The sequence below is a fragment of the Nocardioides endophyticus genome, assembly GCF_039543845.1.
GTDB lineage: Bacteria > Actinomycetota > Actinomycetes > Propionibacteriales > Nocardioidaceae > Nocardioides > Nocardioides endophyticus.
On sequence record NZ_BAABKN010000004.1, the window covers coordinates 149,257 to 166,307 of the forward strand.

The 17,051-nt window shown below is 70.5% G+C and carries 12 protein-coding genes; 11 read left to right on the plus strand and 1 reads right to left on the minus strand.

The genetic code is table 11. The annotated features are described in order from the left end of the window. The first annotated feature begins 4 nt into the window (after positions 1-4). Positions 5-982 (plus strand): phosphotriesterase family protein, encoded by a 978-nt coding sequence (locus ABEA33_RS01840; RefSeq protein WP_345524827.1) that lies wholly within the window; start codon positions 5-7, stop codon positions 980-982. Between the two features lie 4 nt (positions 983-986). Further along, on the plus strand, positions 987-2,765 hold the full coding sequence (locus ABEA33_RS01845) for a bifunctional sugar phosphate isomerase/epimerase/4-hydroxyphenylpyruvate dioxygenase family protein (RefSeq protein WP_345524828.1): 1,779 nt from the start codon (positions 987-989) through the stop codon (positions 2,763-2,765). A gap of 7 nt (positions 2,766-2,772) precedes the next feature. On the opposite strand, the gene ABEA33_RS01850 is transcribed toward ABEA33_RS01845, so the two are convergent. Further along, positions 2,773-3,804: a LacI family DNA-binding transcriptional regulator gene (locus tag ABEA33_RS01850; RefSeq protein ID WP_345524829.1), complete on the minus strand. Its 1,032-nt coding sequence runs from the start codon at positions 3,802-3,804 to the stop codon at positions 2,773-2,775. A 212-nt stretch (positions 3,805-4,016) separates the two neighbouring features. Here ABEA33_RS01850 and ABEA33_RS01855 point away from each other — a divergent pair, with 212 nt between their 5' ends. From ABEA33_RS01855 to ABEA33_RS01895, 9 genes are all read left to right on the plus strand, one after another. Next, the gene (locus ABEA33_RS01855) at positions 4,017-5,570 is read left to right on the plus strand and encodes a sugar ABC transporter ATP-binding protein (RefSeq protein ID WP_345524830.1); all 1,554 of its coding nucleotides are present in this window, start codon (positions 4,017-4,019) and stop codon (positions 5,568-5,570) included. Then, positions 5,567-6,613, plus strand: coding sequence for an ABC transporter permease (locus ABEA33_RS01860; RefSeq protein WP_345524831.1), 1,047 nt, complete (start codon positions 5,567-5,569; stop codon positions 6,611-6,613). The genes ABEA33_RS01855 and ABEA33_RS01860 overlap by 4 nt, the downstream gene beginning before the upstream one ends. Continuing rightward, entirely contained in the window at positions 6,610-7,725 is a 1,116-nt protein-coding gene (locus tag ABEA33_RS01865; protein ID WP_345524832.1) for an ABC transporter permease, read from the plus strand. Before ABEA33_RS01860 ends, ABEA33_RS01865 begins: the two co-directional genes overlap by 4 nt. 5 nt (positions 7,726-7,730) lie before the next feature. Further along, complete coding sequence (gene rhaS / locus ABEA33_RS01870; protein ID WP_345524833.1) at positions 7,731-8,774, plus strand: rhamnose ABC transporter substrate-binding protein; 1,044 nt, start codon at positions 7,731-7,733, stop codon at positions 8,772-8,774. A gap of 138 nt (positions 8,775-8,912) precedes the next feature. Beyond that, entirely contained in the window at positions 8,913-9,290 is a 378-nt protein-coding gene (locus tag ABEA33_RS01875; protein WP_345524834.1) for an L-rhamnose mutarotase, read from the plus strand. A 6-nt stretch (positions 9,291-9,296) separates the two neighbouring features. Then, positions 9,297-10,460, plus strand: coding sequence for an L-rhamnose isomerase (gene rhaI, locus ABEA33_RS01880; protein ID WP_345524835.1), 1,164 nt, complete (start codon positions 9,297-9,299; stop codon positions 10,458-10,460). Between the two features lie 2 nt (positions 10,461-10,462). Further along, positions 10,463-12,505, plus strand: a complete 2,043-nt coding sequence (locus ABEA33_RS01885; RefSeq protein WP_345524836.1) for a bifunctional aldolase/short-chain dehydrogenase — start codon at positions 10,463-10,465, stop codon at positions 12,503-12,505. After that, entirely contained in the window at positions 12,502-13,992 is a 1,491-nt protein-coding gene (locus ABEA33_RS01890) for a rhamnulokinase (protein ID WP_345524837.1), read from the plus strand. The genes ABEA33_RS01885 and ABEA33_RS01890 overlap by 4 nt, the downstream gene beginning before the upstream one ends. 51 nt (positions 13,993-14,043) lie before the next feature. After that, a complete protein-coding gene (locus ABEA33_RS01895) occupies positions 14,044-17,049 on the plus strand; it encodes a glycosyl hydrolase (RefSeq protein WP_345524838.1) in 3,006 nt (1,001 codons plus the stop codon). Positions 17,050-17,051 lie beyond the last annotated feature (2 nt).

A 17,051-nucleotide genomic window follows, 5' to 3' on the forward strand; every position in this document is an offset into this window, starting at 1 on the left:
CTCCGTGACGGTCTCGACCTTCCGGGGGCCGGTCTCCGCGGACGACCTCGGCACGACGCTCATCCACGAGCACGTGTTCGTCGGTCACCCGGAGTTGGACCTCAACCTCCCTCATCCCGAGTGGGACGAGGACGTCGCGATCGAGACCGCTGTCGGCGGGCTCGAACGGCTGTGGGAGCTGGGGGTCCACACAGTCGTCGACCTGACCGTGCTCGGTCTCGGTCGCGACGTCGGCCGGGTACGCCGGGTGGCCGAGCGCACCCGCGTGCAGCTGGTCGCGTCGACCGGCTACTACACCGCCGACGTGCTGCCGGCGTACTTCCAGACGCACGGTCCGGGTCGCCTCGTCGGCGGCCCGGACCCGCTGGTCGAGCTCTTCGTCCGCGACATCGAGGTCGGCATCGCCGACACCGGCGTACGGGCCGGCATGCTCAAGGTCGTCACAGACCAGCAAGGGATCACGCCCGACGTACGCCGGGTGATGGAGGCAGCCGCGACCGCGCAGCGACGGACCGGCGTGCCCGTCACCACCCATACCCACGCGCCCTCGCGGAACGGGCGCGACCAGCTCGAGTTCTTCGTGTCGCGTGGAGTAGCGCCGGACCGCCTGGTGATCGGGCACTGTGGCGACTCCGAGGACCTCGACTACCTGCGCGAGCTGATGGATGCAGGCGCGACGATCGGGATGGACCGGTTCGGGATGGAGCACGTGCTCCCGGACTCCGCACGGATCGCGACCGTGCTGACGTTGCTGCAGGAGGGGTACGCCGACCGGATGGTGCTGTCGCACGACGCCGCGTTCTTCAGTCGAGTGACACCGCCGTCGTGGCGGGCGGCCAACGTGCCCCGCTGGAACATGGAGAACATCTCCCGCCGGGTGCTGCCAGCTCTGCTCGCCGGCGGCGCGACCGAGGAGCAGGTGCACCAGCTGATGGTGCTCAACCCGGCCCGGGTCCTGACGCCGTCGGCGCCGGTGGAGTGACGTCGTGCGCACCTCGATCGCCACCGTCTGCCTGAGCGGCACGCTGACCGACAAGCTGCACGCCGCCGCCGATGCGGGTTTCGACGGGGTCGAGGTCTTCGAGCCCGACCTGATCGCCTCGCCGTCGAGCCCCGAGGAGATAGTGGCGCTGGCGGCGCGGCTGGGCCTGTCGCTCGACCTGTACCAGCCGTTCCGCGACGCAGAGGGGGTGAGCGAGGAGGAGTTCGTCCGGGTGCTGCACCGCGCGCGCTCGAAGTTCGCCCTGATGCAGCGGCTCGGCATCGACACGATGCTGGTGTGCAGCAACGTCGGCACGGCGACCGTCGACGACGACGAGGTGTCGGCCTCGCAGCTGCGCCGACTGGGTGATGCGGCCGCGGCGGCCGGCGTACGGCTCGCTTATGAGGCTCTGGCGTGGGGCCGGTACGTCGACGACTACCGGCGTTCCTGGCGGATCGTCGAGCTCGCTGACCATGACGCGGTCGGCCTCTGCCTGGACAGCTTCCACATCCTGTCCCGGGGCCACGACCCCGCGGAGATCGAGGAGATCCCGGGCTCGAAGATCTTCTTCCTCCAGCTCGCCGACGCCCCGGCGCTGACCATGGATGTGTTGTCGTGGTCGCGGCACCACCGGCTCTTCCCCGGCGAGGGGGCGTTCGACCTCGGCGCCTTCGTCGGCCACGTCCTGCGCACCGGGTACGACGGGCCGCTGTCGCTCGAGGTCTTCAACGACGTCTTCCGGCAGACCGACGTCGTGCGCACCGCCCGTCAGGCGCGCAGATCCCTGACCTGGTTGGAGGATCTCGTCGAGACCCGCCGGCTGCCTGCCGTCGCCGAGCCCGCCGGCTTCGACTTCGTCGAGGTGCGAGCGGAGGACACCGGCGAGGCCGACGTGCTGCTCGGGCAGCTCGGCTTCACCTTCCGCGGCCGGCACCGCAGCAAGGATGCGCGGCTCTGGACCGAGGGCCCGGCGCGGGTGGTCTGCAACGAGCAGCACGCGCGCAACCAGTCGCCGTCGCTCGCGGCCGTGGGCTTCGAGGTCGCCGACCCAGCGGTGTCGGCCGCCCGGGCGCGGGCACTGCAGGCGCCGACGGTCTACCGCCGTACGCTCGCCAACGAGCAGGAGCTCCCCGCCTTCCGCGCCCCCGACGGTACCGAGGTGTTCCTCGGACCGGTGTCGTCCGGCGACGCCGCGTGGGTGCCGGAGTTCGACGGCGGTCAGGAGCCCACACCGCCTCTGTTGACAGGGATTGACCACGTCAACCTGGCCGAGCCGTGGCAGTGCTTCGACGAGGCGGTGCTGTTCTACAGCAGCGTCCTCGGGCTCACTCCGGCGGCGAGCCAGGAGATCGCGGCGCCCAACGGGCTGGTCCGCAGCCAGGTCGTCCGATCCGCCTCAGGCTCCTGCCGGCTTGCCCTCAACGTCGCCCCGCTCGCCTGGGACCAGGCCGGCGGCTTCCCCCAGCACGTCGCGTTCTCGACCGACGACGTGGCGGCCGTCGCCCGACGAGCCGTTGATCGGGGTCTCGTCCCGCTGGCGATCCCGACCAACTACTACGACGACCTGATGGCCCGCTTCGACCTGTCTTCGTCCGAGGTCGAGGCCATGGCCGAGCTCGGCCTGCTGCACGACCGCGACGCCACCGGCGACTTCACGCACTTCTACACCGCCACGGTCGGCGGGGTGTTCTTCGAGGTCGTCCAGCGCCGCGGCGGTTACGACGGCTACGGCGCCCCCAACGCCGGCGTGCGACTGGCTGCGCAGCACCGCCGTCCGCGCTGATCTGCGGCTACCCCTGCGTCGAGGACCGGGCGACCAGCTCGGGGGTGAAGAGCACCTGTCGGTGGGTGTGGTTGGGGTTGCTGGCCTCGTCGAGCACCAGCTCCGCGGCGGTGCGTCCGAGCAGCTGCCGCGGCTGGCGCACCGAGGTGAGAGGTACGGCGGCGGCGGCGGCGAACTCGATGTCGTCATACCCCACGATGCTCAGGTCCTCCGGCACTCGTACGCCGGAGGAGATGGCGTGCTGGAGCAGCCCGAGCGCGACCAGGTCGTTGGCGCAGAAGGCGGCGGCGGGCCGCCTGCGGGCCGGTATGCCGGCCAGTCGGGCGCCGGCCTCCCGCCCCTCGGCGACGGTCAGCGCGGCCGTCTCGATCCAGGTCAGGGAGTCCTCCGGCTGGCCCGCAGCGGCCCAGGCCTCCCGGGCGCCCTGCAGGCGGTCGCGGACCTGGCCGAGGTGGGCGGGGCCGCCGACGTACGCGATCTGGGTGTGGCCGCGGTCGGCGAGATGCTCGACGGCCAGCCTGCCGCCGAGGACGTCGTCGACGGCGACCGAGCAGAAGGCCTGGTCGGAGCGCGTGCGGTCGACGACCACGACCGGCGTGCCGCGCCGCGCGACCTCTTCGAGGGCCGAGGACTCCGGGTCGACCGGGGTGACCAGGATGCCCTGGACCCGCTGCTGCTCGAGCAGGGCCAGGTGTGACCGCTCACGCTCGCCGGAGTTGCGGCTGTTGCAGAGCACGAGGGAGAGGCCGACCTCCTCGGCCGCCGCGTCGATGCCCGACGAGACGTCGGTGAAGAAGGGGTTCGCGGCGTCGAGCATCACGTAGGCGAGGGTGCGGCTGGAGCCGGCCCGCAGCTGCCGGGCGGACTCGTTGCGCACGAAGCCCAGCTCGAGCATGGCCCGCTGGACCTTCTCGCGGGTCTCCGGGCTGACCCGGTCCGGGCGGTTGAGGACGTTGGAGACCGTGCCCAGGGAGACGCCGGCGGTCGCGGCGACGTCCTTGACCGAGGCGTTGCGCGCGCCCGGCTCGCGATGCGGCATCGACTCGCCCTCCCCGGATGCTTGCTGAAACGATCAACGCAGACACCTTAGAGGGGGATCCGCCCCCCGCGGCAGGGGTTTCGTGTCCGGACCGTTACGCAGGGATTTCGCGGAAGCAGTTGACGTCTGTGATTGCAGTCACCTACGGTACCGAACATCGACGTTGAAACCTTTCAATTCGACCTCGATCCAATTCTCACGAAGGAGCAACCATGCCCGGAACCGCAACCGAGAGGCCCCAGGACGCGGCCCTCGAGCTGCGCGACGTGGCCAAGTCGTTCGGATCGGTGGTCGCGCTGCGGTCGGGCAGCCTCGCGGTCGCCCGCGGCTCGATCCACGCGCTCGTGGGCGAGAACGGCGCCGGCAAGTCGACCCTGGTCAAGATCGTCGCCGGCGTGCACCGCCGCGACTCCGGCGTCGTCCGCCTTCACGGGCAGGACGTCGACTTCGGCTCGACCGCGGAGTCCAAGGCCGCCGGCATCGCCGTGATCTACCAGGAGCCGACCCTCTTCCCGGACCTCTCGGTCACCGAGAACATCTTCATGGGCCGCCAGCCAGTGGGTCGCTCTCGCCGCATCGACCGGTCGGCCATGTACGCCGAGGCGGCCGGCCTCTTCGAGCGCCTCGGTGTCGCCATCGACCCGCGCCGACCGGCTCGCGGCCTGTCCATCGCCGACCAGCAGATCATCGAGATCGCCAAGGCCATCTCGCTCGACGCCAGCGTGCTGGTGATGGACGAGCCGACGGCGGCCCTCAGCGGTGTCGAGGTCGACCGGCTCTTCGCGGTCGCCCGCAGCCTGCGCGACGAGGGTCGCGCCCTGGTCTTCATCTCCCACCGCTTCGACGAGGTCTTCGCCCTCTGCGACATGGTCACCGTGATGCGCGACGGCGAGTACGTCTCGACCGACGCCGTCGCCGAGACGTCGGTCGAGCAGATCGTGTCCCGCATGGTCGGTCGCGAGGTCGGCAACCTCTTCCCCAAGTCCCCGGCCGAGATCGGCGACGTCGTCCTCGCGGTCGACGGCCTGTCCTCGCTCGGCACCTTCCACGACGTCGGCTTCACCGTCCGAGCCGGCGAGATCGTCGGCCTGGCGGGACTCGTCGGCGCCGGCCGCAGCGAGATCGCACGGGCCGTCTTCGGCGTCGACAAGTACGACGCCGGCTCGGTCTACCTCGACGGCAAGCCGGTCTCACCGCGCTCGCCGCGGGCCGCGATCCGTGCCGGCATGGCGTTCGTCCCGGAGGATCGCCGCAAGCAGGGCCTGGTCACCGACGCCTCCGTGGCGCGCAACGTCGCGTCGATCATCCGGCGCGGCCTGACCCACGCCGGCGTCCTCACCAACCGCGACGAGAACCGTGCCGCCGGCCCGTGGGCCGCCCGCCTCGAGGTCAAGACGAGCGCCCTCGACATGCACGCCACCACGATGAGTGGCGGCAACCAGCAGAAGGTCGTGCTCGCCAAGTGGCTGGCCACCGAGCCCAAGCTGCTGATCATCGACGAGCCCACCCGCGGCATCGACGTCGGGACCAAGGCCGAGGTGCACCGGCTGCTCTCCAACCTCGCCGGCCAGGGCCTCGCGATCCTGATGATCTCCTCCGAGCTCCCCGAGGTGCTCGGCATGGCCGACCGCGTGCTCGTCGTCTGCGAGGGCCGCATCACCGCGGAGCTCTCCCGCGACGACGCCACGCCCGAGGCGGTCATGCACGCCGCCACGGCCTCCATCCACCACGACGCCACCGACATCAACGAGGAGGTGACGGCATGAGTGACACGCTCCTCGTCCAGCCGAGCGCGGTCTCGCCCGCGAAGCGGATCGTCGGTGAGCTGCTCCGCTCCCGCGAGATCGCGGTCGGCGCGGTGCTCGTCCTCGTGGTCGCCCTGACCACGATCAAGAACCCGAACTTCCTCTTCACGTCCAACGGCTGGCGCGACCTGCTGCTGACGCCGTCGCTGCTGCTGATCCTCGCGATCGGCCAGACGGTCGTGATCATCACCCGCAACGTCGACCTCTCGGTCGGTTCGACGCTCGGCCTCACGGCGTACTTCACCGGCAAGCTCTTCGTGGACCATCCCAACCTCCCGATCATCGTGGTGGTCATCGCGGGCATGCTGATGGGCGCGGTGCTCGGCCTGGTCAACGGGGTGCTGGTCGCCTTCTTCAAGGTGCCGGCGCTGGTGATCACCCTCGGCACGCTCTACATCTACCGCGGCATCTTCCTCAGCTGGGCCGGCAGCGACCGGATCAACGCCGGAGACATGCCCAAGGACTTCCTCGAGCTCGGCACCAAGCAGATCCTGACGATCCCGGTGCTGACGATCGTCGGCCTCGTCGTGCTGGCCGCGGTCGGCTACTACGTCTACACCGCCCGCGGTGGCCGCGAGCTCTACGCGATCGGCTCCGACCCCGACGCCGCGGTCCTCTACGGCCTGCCCGTACGCCGCCGCATCATCGGCGCCTTCGTGCTCTGCGGTGCGCTGGCCGGTCTGGCCGGTGTCGTCTACGTCGCGCGCTACGGCACGGTCAGCTCCGGTGCCGGGCTCGGGATGGAGCTCCAGGCCGTCGGCGCCGCGGTCATCGGCGGTGTCGCCATCTTCGGTGGCTCCGGCACCGTCTGGGGCGCCGCGATCGGCGCCTTCCTCCTGGTGACGATCAACCGGGCGCTCCCCGTCGTCGGCATCTCCGACTTCTGGCAGCGCGCCGTCGTCGGCGCCCTGATCATCGCCGCGGTCGTGCTCGACCGGGTCCTCTCGGCCCGACAAGAACGACGACTCGTGGCCGCCCGTGAAGAGACGAGGTCCGCGCGATGAGCACCACCACCACCCTCGACCGGCCCGACCGCGCGACGCGTACCTACCCGGCGTACTCGACGCCGCTGTGGCGCCGCGTCCTGCTGACCCGCGAGTTCGCGGTGATCGCGTTGCTCGTGGCGGTCATCTTCTACTCCAACAACAACGTGCCGAACTTCGACGGCCCGCTGACCTTCTACTACCTCTTCCTCGACATCGCGCCGATCCTCCTGATCGCGCTGCCGATGACGCTGGTGATCATCACCGGCGAGATCGACCTGTCGGTGGCGAGCGTGGTGGGACTCAGCAGCGCCCTCGTCGGCCTGCTCCACGCCGACGCCGGCCTGTCGATCCCGGTCGCCGGTCTGATCGCGATCCTGGTCGGTGCCTTGTGCGGGGCCTTCAACGGCTTCCTCGTGGCGTACGTCGGGCTCCCGTCGCTGGCCGTCACGATCGGCACGCTCGCGCTCTATCGCGGCATCGCTCAGGGCCTGCTCGGCACCAAGGCGATCACCGACTTCCCGGACAAGTGGACCGACCTGGCGAAGGAGCGGATCGCCGAGGGCTCGTCGTACCCGATGATCCTGATCCCGTTCGTGGTGCTGCTGGTGCTGTTCGCCTGGCTGCTGCACTTCTCGTCGTTCGGCCGCGGCGTCTACGAGATCGGCCTGAACGACGAGGCCGCGCACTTCAGCGGCGTCAACGTCGAGCGGACCAAGTTCCTGCTGTTCGTGATGGCGGGTGCGGTCTCCGCCTTCGCCGGCATCTACTTCACGCTGCGATTCGGCAGCGCCCGCGGCGACAACGCCAACGGCATGGAGCTGCAGGTGATCGCGGCCGTCCTCCTCGGAGGCGTCTCGATCTTCGGCGGACGCGGAGCGCTGCACGGCGTCGTCGCAGGCGTCGTCCTCATCGGCGTGATCTCCAGCGCCATGCGGCTGCAGGGCGAGACCGTCAACGTCATCAACATCGTCATCGGGACGCTCCTCGTGCTCTCGGTGATCTCGACCAGCCTCGTCGCCGCTGCCCAACAGATCTGGGCACGACGCGGACGCGCAGGCGGTCCCCCCAGCTCGGAGACAGGTCAGCACCGGCCCGCGGTTGCTGCCAGTGAAAGCACCAACGAAAGGTGAGCACCATGAAGGTTCGGAACCGGCGGCTTTCCGCCCTGGCCGCGGTGACGCTCGTCGCCAGCCTGGCGCTGACGGCATGCGGCAGTGACAGCGAGGGCGGCAGCGATGGCGCCAGCGGGGGCGACGGCGGCGGCAGCAACACCACTGTCACGTTCCTGCCCAAGAACCTCGGCAACCCGTACTTCGACACCAGCAGCAAGGGTGGCAAGAAGGCGGTCGAGGAGTTCGGTGGCACCTTCGACGAGGTCGGCCCCGACACCGCGTCCCCGGACGCGCAGGTCCAGTTCATCAACACCGCCGCGCAGCAGGGCGTGAACGCGCTCGTCGTGTCGGCCAACGACCCCGAGGCGATCTGTGACGCCCTCAACGAGGCCCGTGACGCCGGCACCAAGGTCGTCACGTTCGACTCCGACACCAACCCGGAGTGCCGCGACCTGTTCATCAACCAGGCCACCGCAGAGGGCATCGCGAAGGCGCAGGTCGACCTGATCGCCGACCAGATCGGTGACAAGGGCGAGGTCGCGATCCTGTCCGCCGCGGCGAACGCGACGAACCAGAACGCGTGGATCGACCTGATGAAGACGGACCTGGCCGACAACCACCCCGACATCAAGCTCGTCGACACCGTGTACGGCGACGACGACGACCAGACGTCGTTCGACAAGACCGCTGCGCTCCTGCAGTCCCACCCGGACCTCAAGGGCATCATCTCGCCGACCACCGTCGGCATCGCGGCCGCTGCTCGCTACCTCTCGACCTCGGACGCCAAGGGCAAGGTCGCGCTGACCGGTCTCGGCACCCCGAACCAGATGCGTGAGTACGTCAACGACGGCACCGTCACCGCGTTCGCGCTGTGGAACCCCGAGGACCTGGGCTACCTGGCCGCGTTCGCCGCGAAGGCGCTCGCTGCCGGCGACATCAAGGGCGACGAGGGTGACACCTTCGAGGCCGGCGACCTCGGTGAGTTCACCGTCGACGGTGACGCCACCGTCCTGCTCGGCGACCCGTACGTCTTCAACGCCGACAACATCGACGACTTCGACTTCTGACCTGAGCGTAACCCGTCTCGAAACCCAGTCGTAGAACTCGCAACACCACCCAACTTGCCGGCCGATCTCGGCCTCCCCGACCTCGCCGAGGTCGGCCGGCAACACCACCACCGCCACCGTCGGGGAAGGAGCGGACCGATGCCTCGCGCCTGCTTCCAGCTCCAGGTCCGGCCCGACCGGATCGAGGAGTACAAGACCCGGCACGCCGCGGTCTGGCCCGACATGGTCCGAGCGCTGCACGAGAACGGGTGGCACAACTACTCCCTCTTCCTCCGCGAGGACGGGCTGCTGATCGGCTATGTCGAGACGCCCGCCTCGATCGAGGACGCGCAGGCCGCGATGGCCCGCACCGAGGTCAACGCCCGCTGGCAGGCCGAGATGGCGGAGTTCTTCACCGGTATCGACGGCCGCACGCCCGACGAGGGCTTCCTGCTCCTCGAAGAGGTCTTCCACCTCGAGGACCAGCTCATCCCCGCAGACGACAACGCTGCCGACACAACGACGTACGAGAAGTGATGTGAGATGACGACGTTCAGCGAGATCGCGCCCCTGCTCGAGGGCCAGGCGATCGAAGTTCCGTCCTGGGCCTATGGCAACTCCGGCACCAGGTTCAAGGTCTTCGGCACCCCAGGCACCCCGCGCACCGTGCAGGAGAAGATCGCGGACGCCGCGACCGTGCACCGCTTCACCGGCCTCGCGCCCGAGGTCTCCCTGCACATCCCGTGGGACCTGGTCGACGACTTCGACGCCCTGCGCTCGTACGCCGAGGACCTCGGCGTCGGGCTCGGCACGATCAACTCCAACACCTTCCAGGACGACGACTACAAGCTCGGCGCCCTGACGCACACCGACAAGGCCGTGCGGCAGAAGGCGATCGACCACCACTTCGCGTGCATCGACGTCATGAACGCCACCGGCTCGCGTGACCTCAAGATCTGGTTGGCCGAGGGCACCAACTACCCGGGCCAGGGCGACATCCGCGGTCGGCAGGACCGCCTGGCCGAGAGCCTCGCGACGATCTACGACCGGATCGGCGAGGAGCAGCGCCTGGTGCTCGAGTACAAGTTCTTCGAGCCGGCGTTCTACCACACCGACGTCCCGGACTGGGGCACGTCGTACGCCCACGTGAGCGCCCTCGGCGACCGTGCGTTCGTCTGCCTCGACACCGGCCACCACGCGCCGGGCACCAACATCGAGTTCATCGTCGCCCAGCTGATCCGGCTCGGGAAGCTCGGCTCGTTCGACTTCAACAGCCGCTTCTACGCCGACGACGATCTGATCGTCGGTGCGGCCGACCCCTACCAGCTCTTCCGGATCCTCTTCGAGTGCATCCGGGGCGGCGCGTTCGGCCCCGACAGCGACGTCGCCTACATGCTCGACCAGTGCCACAACATCGAGAAGAAGATCCCCGGCCAGATCCGGTCGGTCCTCAACGTGCAGGAGATGACGGCGCGCGCGCTGCTCGTCGACCGTGACGCGCTGACCCAGGCACAGGAGGACGGCGACGTCCTGCTGGCCAACGAGATCTTCATGGACGCCTTCTACACCGACGTCCGCGCCGACCTCGCCGCGTGGCGCGAGGGCCGGGGACTGCCCGCCAACCCGATGCGGGCCTTCCTCGAGAGCGGCTACCAGGAGCAGATCGAAGCGGACCGCATCGGCGGCACCCAGGCAGGATGGAACTGAACGTGAGCACCCTCAACAGCGCAGCAGCCGAGCTGATCGCTCGGTCGAACCGCCTCGGCGCCGACCCCAAGAACACCAACTACGCGGGCGGCAACACCTCGGCCAAGGGCACGGAGACCGACCCGGTCACCGGCCAGGACGTCGAGCTCCTCTGGGTCAAGGGCTCCGGCGGTGACCTGGGCACCCTCAAGGAGTCCGGTCTGGCCGTGCTCCGCCTCGACCGGATGCGCGCCCTCGTCGACGTCTACCCCGGCGTCGAGCGCGAGGACGAGATGGTCGCGGCGTTCGACTACTGCCTGCACGGCAAGGGCGGCGCCGCGCCGTCGATCGACACCGCGATGCACGGCCTCGTCGACGCCGCGCACGTCGATCACCTGCACCCGGACTCCGGCATCGCGATCGCGACCGCCGCCGACGGTGAGCAGCTCACCACCACGATCTTCGGCGACAAGGTCGTCTGGGTCCCGTGGCGTCGTCCGGGCTTCCAGCTCGGTCTCGACATCGCCGAGATCAAGGCCAAGAACCCGCAGGCCATCGGCTGCATCCTCGGCGGTCACGGCATCACCGCGTGGGGCGACACCAGCGAGGAGGCCGAGGCCAGCTCGCTGTGGATCATCGACACCGCCGCGGCGTACATCGCGGAGCACAGCAAGGCGGAGCCCTTCGGTCCCGCTCTCGACGGGTACGGCGCCCTGCCCGCGGCCGAGCGCCTCGCCAAGGCCGCCGCGCTGGCGCCGACGATCCGGGGCATCGCGTCCCAGGACCGGCCGATGGTCGGTCACTTCGCCGACACCGATGTGGTGCTCGACTTCCTGGCCGCCGCCGAGCACCCGCGGCTGGCCGAGCTCGGCACGTCGTGCCCCGACCACTTCCTGCGCACCAAGGTCAAGCCGCTGGTCCTCGACCTGCCGGCCGACGCGTCCGTCGAGGACTCGATCGCGCGCCTGAAGGAGCTCGCGGTCTCCTACCGCGAGGACTACCAGGGCTACTACGACCGCAACGCGACCCCGGAGTCGCCCGCCATCCGCGGCGCCGACCCGCTCATCGTGCTGGTGCCCGGTGTCGGCATGTTCAGCTACGGCAAGGACAAGCAGACCGCCCGCGTGGCCGGCGAGTTCTACACCAACGCCATCAACGTGATGCGCGGCGCCGAGGGCCTCTCGACGTACGCCCCCATCGACGAGGCGGAGAAGTTCCGCATCGAGTACTGGGCGCTCGAGGAGGCCAAGCTCCAGCGGATGCCGAAGCCCAAGCCGCTCGCCACCCGTGTCGCGCTGGTCACCGGTGCCGCGTCCGGCATCGGCAAGGCCACGGCCGAGAAGCTCGCCGCTGAGGGCGCCTGCGTCGTCATCGGCGACCTCTCGCTCGAGAAGGCGCAGGCGGCCGCCGCCGAGATCGGCACGGCCGACGTCGCCGTCGGCGTCCAGGTCGACGTCTCGAACGCCGACGCCGTGCAGGCCATGGTCGACGCGGCCGTCCTCGCCTTCGGTGGCGTCGACCTCGTCGTCAACAACGCCGGACTGTCGCTGTCGCGCTCGCTCCTGGAGACCACCGAGAAGGACTGGGACCTCCAGCACGACGTGATGGCCAAGGGCTCGTTCCTGGTCTCGAAGGCCACGGCCAAGGTGATGATCGAGCAGGAGCTGGGCGGCGACATCGTCTACATCTCCTCGAAGAACTCGATCTTCGCCGGCCCCAACAACGTCGCGTACGGCGCCGCGAAGGCCGACCAGGCCCACCAGGTCCGCCTGCTCGCGGCCGAGCTCGGTGAGCACGGCATCAAGGTCAACGGCGTGAACCCCGACGGCGTCGTCCAGGGCTCTGGCATCTTCGCCAGCGGCTGGGGCGCCAACCGCGCCGCGGTGTACGGCGTCGAGGAGCAGGACCTCGGCAAGTTCTACGCGCAGCGCACGATCCTCAAGCGCGAGGTGCTCCCGGCCAACATCGCCAACGCCGTCTACGTGCTCTGCACCGCAGAGCTCAGCCACACCACCGGCCTCCACATCCCGGTCGACGCGGGCGTGGCCGCGGCCTTCCTGCGATGATTCCTCGTTCGGCAGAGCCGATCCGCGTCGCTGCGGTCGACCTCGGCGCCACCAGCGGGCGGGTGATGGCCTGCCGGGTCGGCGCCCGCACGCTGCACCTGGAGCAGCTGCACCGCTTCCCCAACGGTGCGGTGCCGGTCCACGGTGACCTCTACTGGGACGTGCTCGGCATCCACCGCGAGGTGCTGACCGGCATCCGGGAGGTCGCCCGCACGGGGCGGCTGCACGGCATCGGCATCGACTCGTGGGCGGTCGACTACGGCCTGCTCGACTGCGACGACCGGCTGCTCGCCAACCCGCGCAGCCACCGCGACCCGCGCACCGACGGCGTACCTGCCCAGGTGCGCAAGACCGTCACCGACACCGAGCTGTACGACGTCACCGGCCTGCAGCAGCTGCCGTTCAACACCGTCTACCAGCTGGTGTCCGAGATCGGTTCGCCTGCGCTGGAGGCGGCCGAGCGGATGCTGCTCCTGCCCGACCTGCTCAGCTTCTGGCTCACCGGACAGGCCGGCGCCGAGCGCACCAACGCGTCGACGACTGGGCTGTACGACGTACGCACCCGCGAGTGGGCGATCGACCTGGCCAAGCGGCTCGGGCTGCCCTGGGCGATCCTGCCGCAGCTGCGCGACCCGGGCTCGGTGGTCGGTCCGCTGCTGCCCGAGGTGGGGGAGTACGTCGGCCTGGCGGACGTCCCGGTCATCGCGGTCGGCTCCCACGACACCGCCTCGGCCGTCGTCGGCGTGCCCGCGGGCGAGGAGAGCTTCGCCTTCATCTCCTCCGGCACCTGGTCGCTGGTCGGCCTCGAGCTCGAGACCCCGGTGCTGTCGGAGGAGGCCCGCGCAGCCGACTTCACCAACGAGGGCGGCGTGGACGACACCATCCGCTTCCTCAAGAACGTGATGGGTCTCTGGGTCCTCTCGGAGTCGGTGCGCACCTGGGCCGACAAGCGGCTGACCGACGCGAGCCTGCCGGCCCTGCTCGCCGCAGCTGTTGACGCTCCGGCGCTGCGCACCGTGGTCGACATCAACGACCCGCGGCTGCTCACCCCCGGAGACATGCCCACCCGCATCCAGGACCTGGCCCGCGAGGCCGGCGAGCCGATCCCGCGGACGCCGGTTGCGATCACCCGGACCATCCTGGACAGCCTGGCGCTGGCCTACCGGCGCAACATCCGGCTCGCCGCCTCCCTCGCGGGTCGCGATGTCGACGTCGTACACCTCGTCGGCGGCGGCTCGCAGAACTCCCTGCTCTGCCAGCTCACTGCCGACGCCCTCGGCGTACCGGTGCTGGCCGGGCCGGCCGAGGCGGCCGCGCTCGGCAACGGCCTGGTGCAGGCGCGCGCCCTCGGCGCCGACCTGCCCGACCTGGCGGCGATGCGTGCGCTGATCCGGCGCACCCACGACGTACGCCCCTTCCTGCCGCGCCCCCGCTCTGCCCCCAACAGCGGGGACTGGGAGGCTGCCGCGGCACGCGTCAGCCGCTGAGCCTCCACCTGCTCGACCCCACCTGACCCTCCGACCTTCTCGGGAGACCTGATGAGCGAAGTGCAGCAGCCAGACCAGAGCCCCGACCTCGCGGCCTCCGGCATCCGCCGCCGCTCGCTCTTCGGAGCCGCCGCGGTGACCGCGGGGGTCGTCGTCGCGGGACAGGCACCGGCGACGGCCGGCCGGGGCACCTCCGGCCATGCCCGGGGTCGCGACGTCCTGCGAGGGTTCCAGCGCCCCGGTCCGGAGACGGCTGCCGGGTTCCGCTGGTGGTGGCCGCACGGTGCCGTGGACCCGAAGGAGATCGCTCGCGAGGTCGACCAGGTCGCCGCGGCCGGTTTCGGAGCGCTCGAGATCGCGGACGTCACGCACAGCCTGGCCGCGCGTGGGATCACCATCGACCTGGAGAAGCACGGGTGGGGCACGGCGTCCTGGGTCGCCGGCGTCAAGGCCGCGCTCGACCGCGCCGCCCGGCACGGGATCCGGGTCGACATCACCATCGGCCCGTCCTGGCCGGCGGCGGTCCCGACGGTCACGCCCGACGACGAAGCGGCCTGCTCCGAGCTGGCGCACGGCCAGGCGGTCGTCGCCGGAGGCTCGACGTACGACGCCGCGCTCCCCGACCCGGTCGTCGCACCGGAGTCCGAGAGCGCCGACCGTCACCTCGTGGCCGTGCAGGCCTTCCGCACGGTCGGCGAGCCGGTCAAGGCCGTCCAGACCCTCGACCCCTCGTCGTACGTCGACCTCACCGCGACCGTCGTCGGCGGCCGGATCACCTGGACCGCGCCCGAGGGCGGGCCGTGGGTGCTCCTCGCGCACTGGCGCCGCGGATCCGGGCAGGAGCCCGAGGCAGGTCCGCACACCTCGCCGCGCTCCTACGTCGTCGACCACTTCAGCGCTGCCGGCTCGGGCGCTGTCATCGACTTCTGGAAGCACCGGATCCTCGACTCCTCCCTGCGCCGCCTGCTCGCCAAGGCCGGCGGTTACCTCTTCGAGGACTCGCTGGAGATCGAGACCGACGCGACCATCTGGACGCCGCGGATGCTCGAGGAGTTCCGGCGCCGTGCGGGCTACGACCTGCTGCCCTACCTCCCTGTCGTGGTCGAGGTGAAGGAGAAGTACGTCTTCGCCTACGACGCCGTCACCACGACGCGGGTCCGCGACGACTTCAACCAGGTGCTGTCCGACCTCTACCGCGACCACCACCTGCTCCCGGTCCAGGGCTTCGCGCGCTCGCTCGGGATGGGTCTGCGCGTGCAGCCGTACGGCCTCGAGACCGACACCGTCGAGCACGCCGCGCTGATCGACGTGCCGGAGACCGAGTCGCTCGGCTTCAAGAACCTGGACGACTACCGCGTGATGGCCGGTGGCCGCGATCTGGCCGGCCACACGGTGCTGTCCTGCGAGGCGATCTGCTACGTCGGAGCGGCGTACCAGACGACCTGGGACCGCGCCCTCCAGACACTCAACAGCATCTACGCCGCCGGCGTGAACATGGCGATGATCCACGGGTTCGCGTACGCCGACGCACCGGGCGTCACGTGGCCTGGCTTCGCGGCGTTCTCGCCGTACTACAACGGCGCCGTCGGGTACGGCGACGCGTGGGGACCGCGCACCCCGCAGTGGCGCCACATCCGCGACTTGTCCGACTACCTGGCGCGTACCCAGCTGGTCCTGCAGACCGGCACGCCGCGCTACGACATCGTCTTCCTACGGCAGAAGGGCTGGGCCTCCACCGGCATCGGCGCCCCGTGGGCGACCAACAACGGCATCCCCGTCGGCTGGACCCACTCGTTCGCCACCCCGGCGCTCCTCGACCTGCCCCGCGCGAAGGTGCGCCGCGGGCGGCTCGCCCCGGACGGCCCGGCGTACAAGGTGATGATCATCGGCCCCGACCAGTTCCGCGGAGCCGAGCGGACGATGGCCGTGTCGACGGCGGAGCGGGTGCTGGAGCTCGGCCGGGCTGGCCTGCCGATCGTGTTCCTCGGGGACTGGTCGGCCGCGGAGCCGGTCGGGCTGGCGCAGCCGGGGGAGACCGATCGTCTTCGAGCCCTGGTCGCCCAGATCCGCGCGTTGTCGACGACCCGGACGGTGGCCGTCGACACCGAGATCCCGGTGGCGCTCGCCGACCTCGGGATCACCCCGGACGTCCGCCACGACAGCTCGACGGTGCAGACGGTCCGTCGGGTGACTGACGACGTCGACCTCTACTACGTCGCCAACGCCAAGCACGCCGAGAACCGCAAGCTGGTCCGGGTCACCCAGGACGTCTGGCTCACCGCCACTCGCGGAGACGCCGTGCCCTACCTGCTCGACGCCTGGACGGGGGAGACGACCCCGGTCGCGCTCTGGGAGCGCAAGGGTGACCAGGTGCGGGTGACCGTCGACCTGCTCCCGGGTCAGTCCACGATCGTGGCGCTGGCCCGGCCGCACGGGCGTACGCCGTCCGCGACCGCCGTGTCCGGTGGCTCGCTGCGCGTGCTCGGCCAGTCGCTGGTGCTGCGCGCGAGCACCGCGGGCGACTACACGGTCACGACGCCCCGTCGTACTACGACCACCTCTGTCGGCCGGGTCCGCGAGCCGATCGCGCTCGCGTCGTGGGACCTCGCTGTCGAGGACTGGCAGCCCGGAGCCACCGCGACCGACACCGTGCGCCCGGTGCGCCGGGTGCACCTCGACGCGCTGCTGCCGTGGTCGCAGGTGCCCGGACTGGAGGACGTGTCCGGCGTCGGCGTGTACTCGACGACGGTGGACCTCGGCCGCGACTGGACTGCCGCCGACGGCGCCGTGCTCGAGCTCGGCGAGGTCAACGACACCTACCGGGTGCGGGTCAACGGCCGTCAGGTCGCCCCGTGCGACGTGCTCGACACCACCGTCGACCTCAGCGGGCTGCTGCGCCGCGGCCGCAACCAGATCGAGGTCGAGGTCGCGACCACTCTCATCAACCGGCTCCGCACGGTCACGCCGGCCGTCTACGGCCCGGTCCCGCGTCAGGCCTACGGCCTGGTCGGTCCGGTGCGGCTGGTCCCGTACGCCGAGAAGACGATCTCCCGATAGCG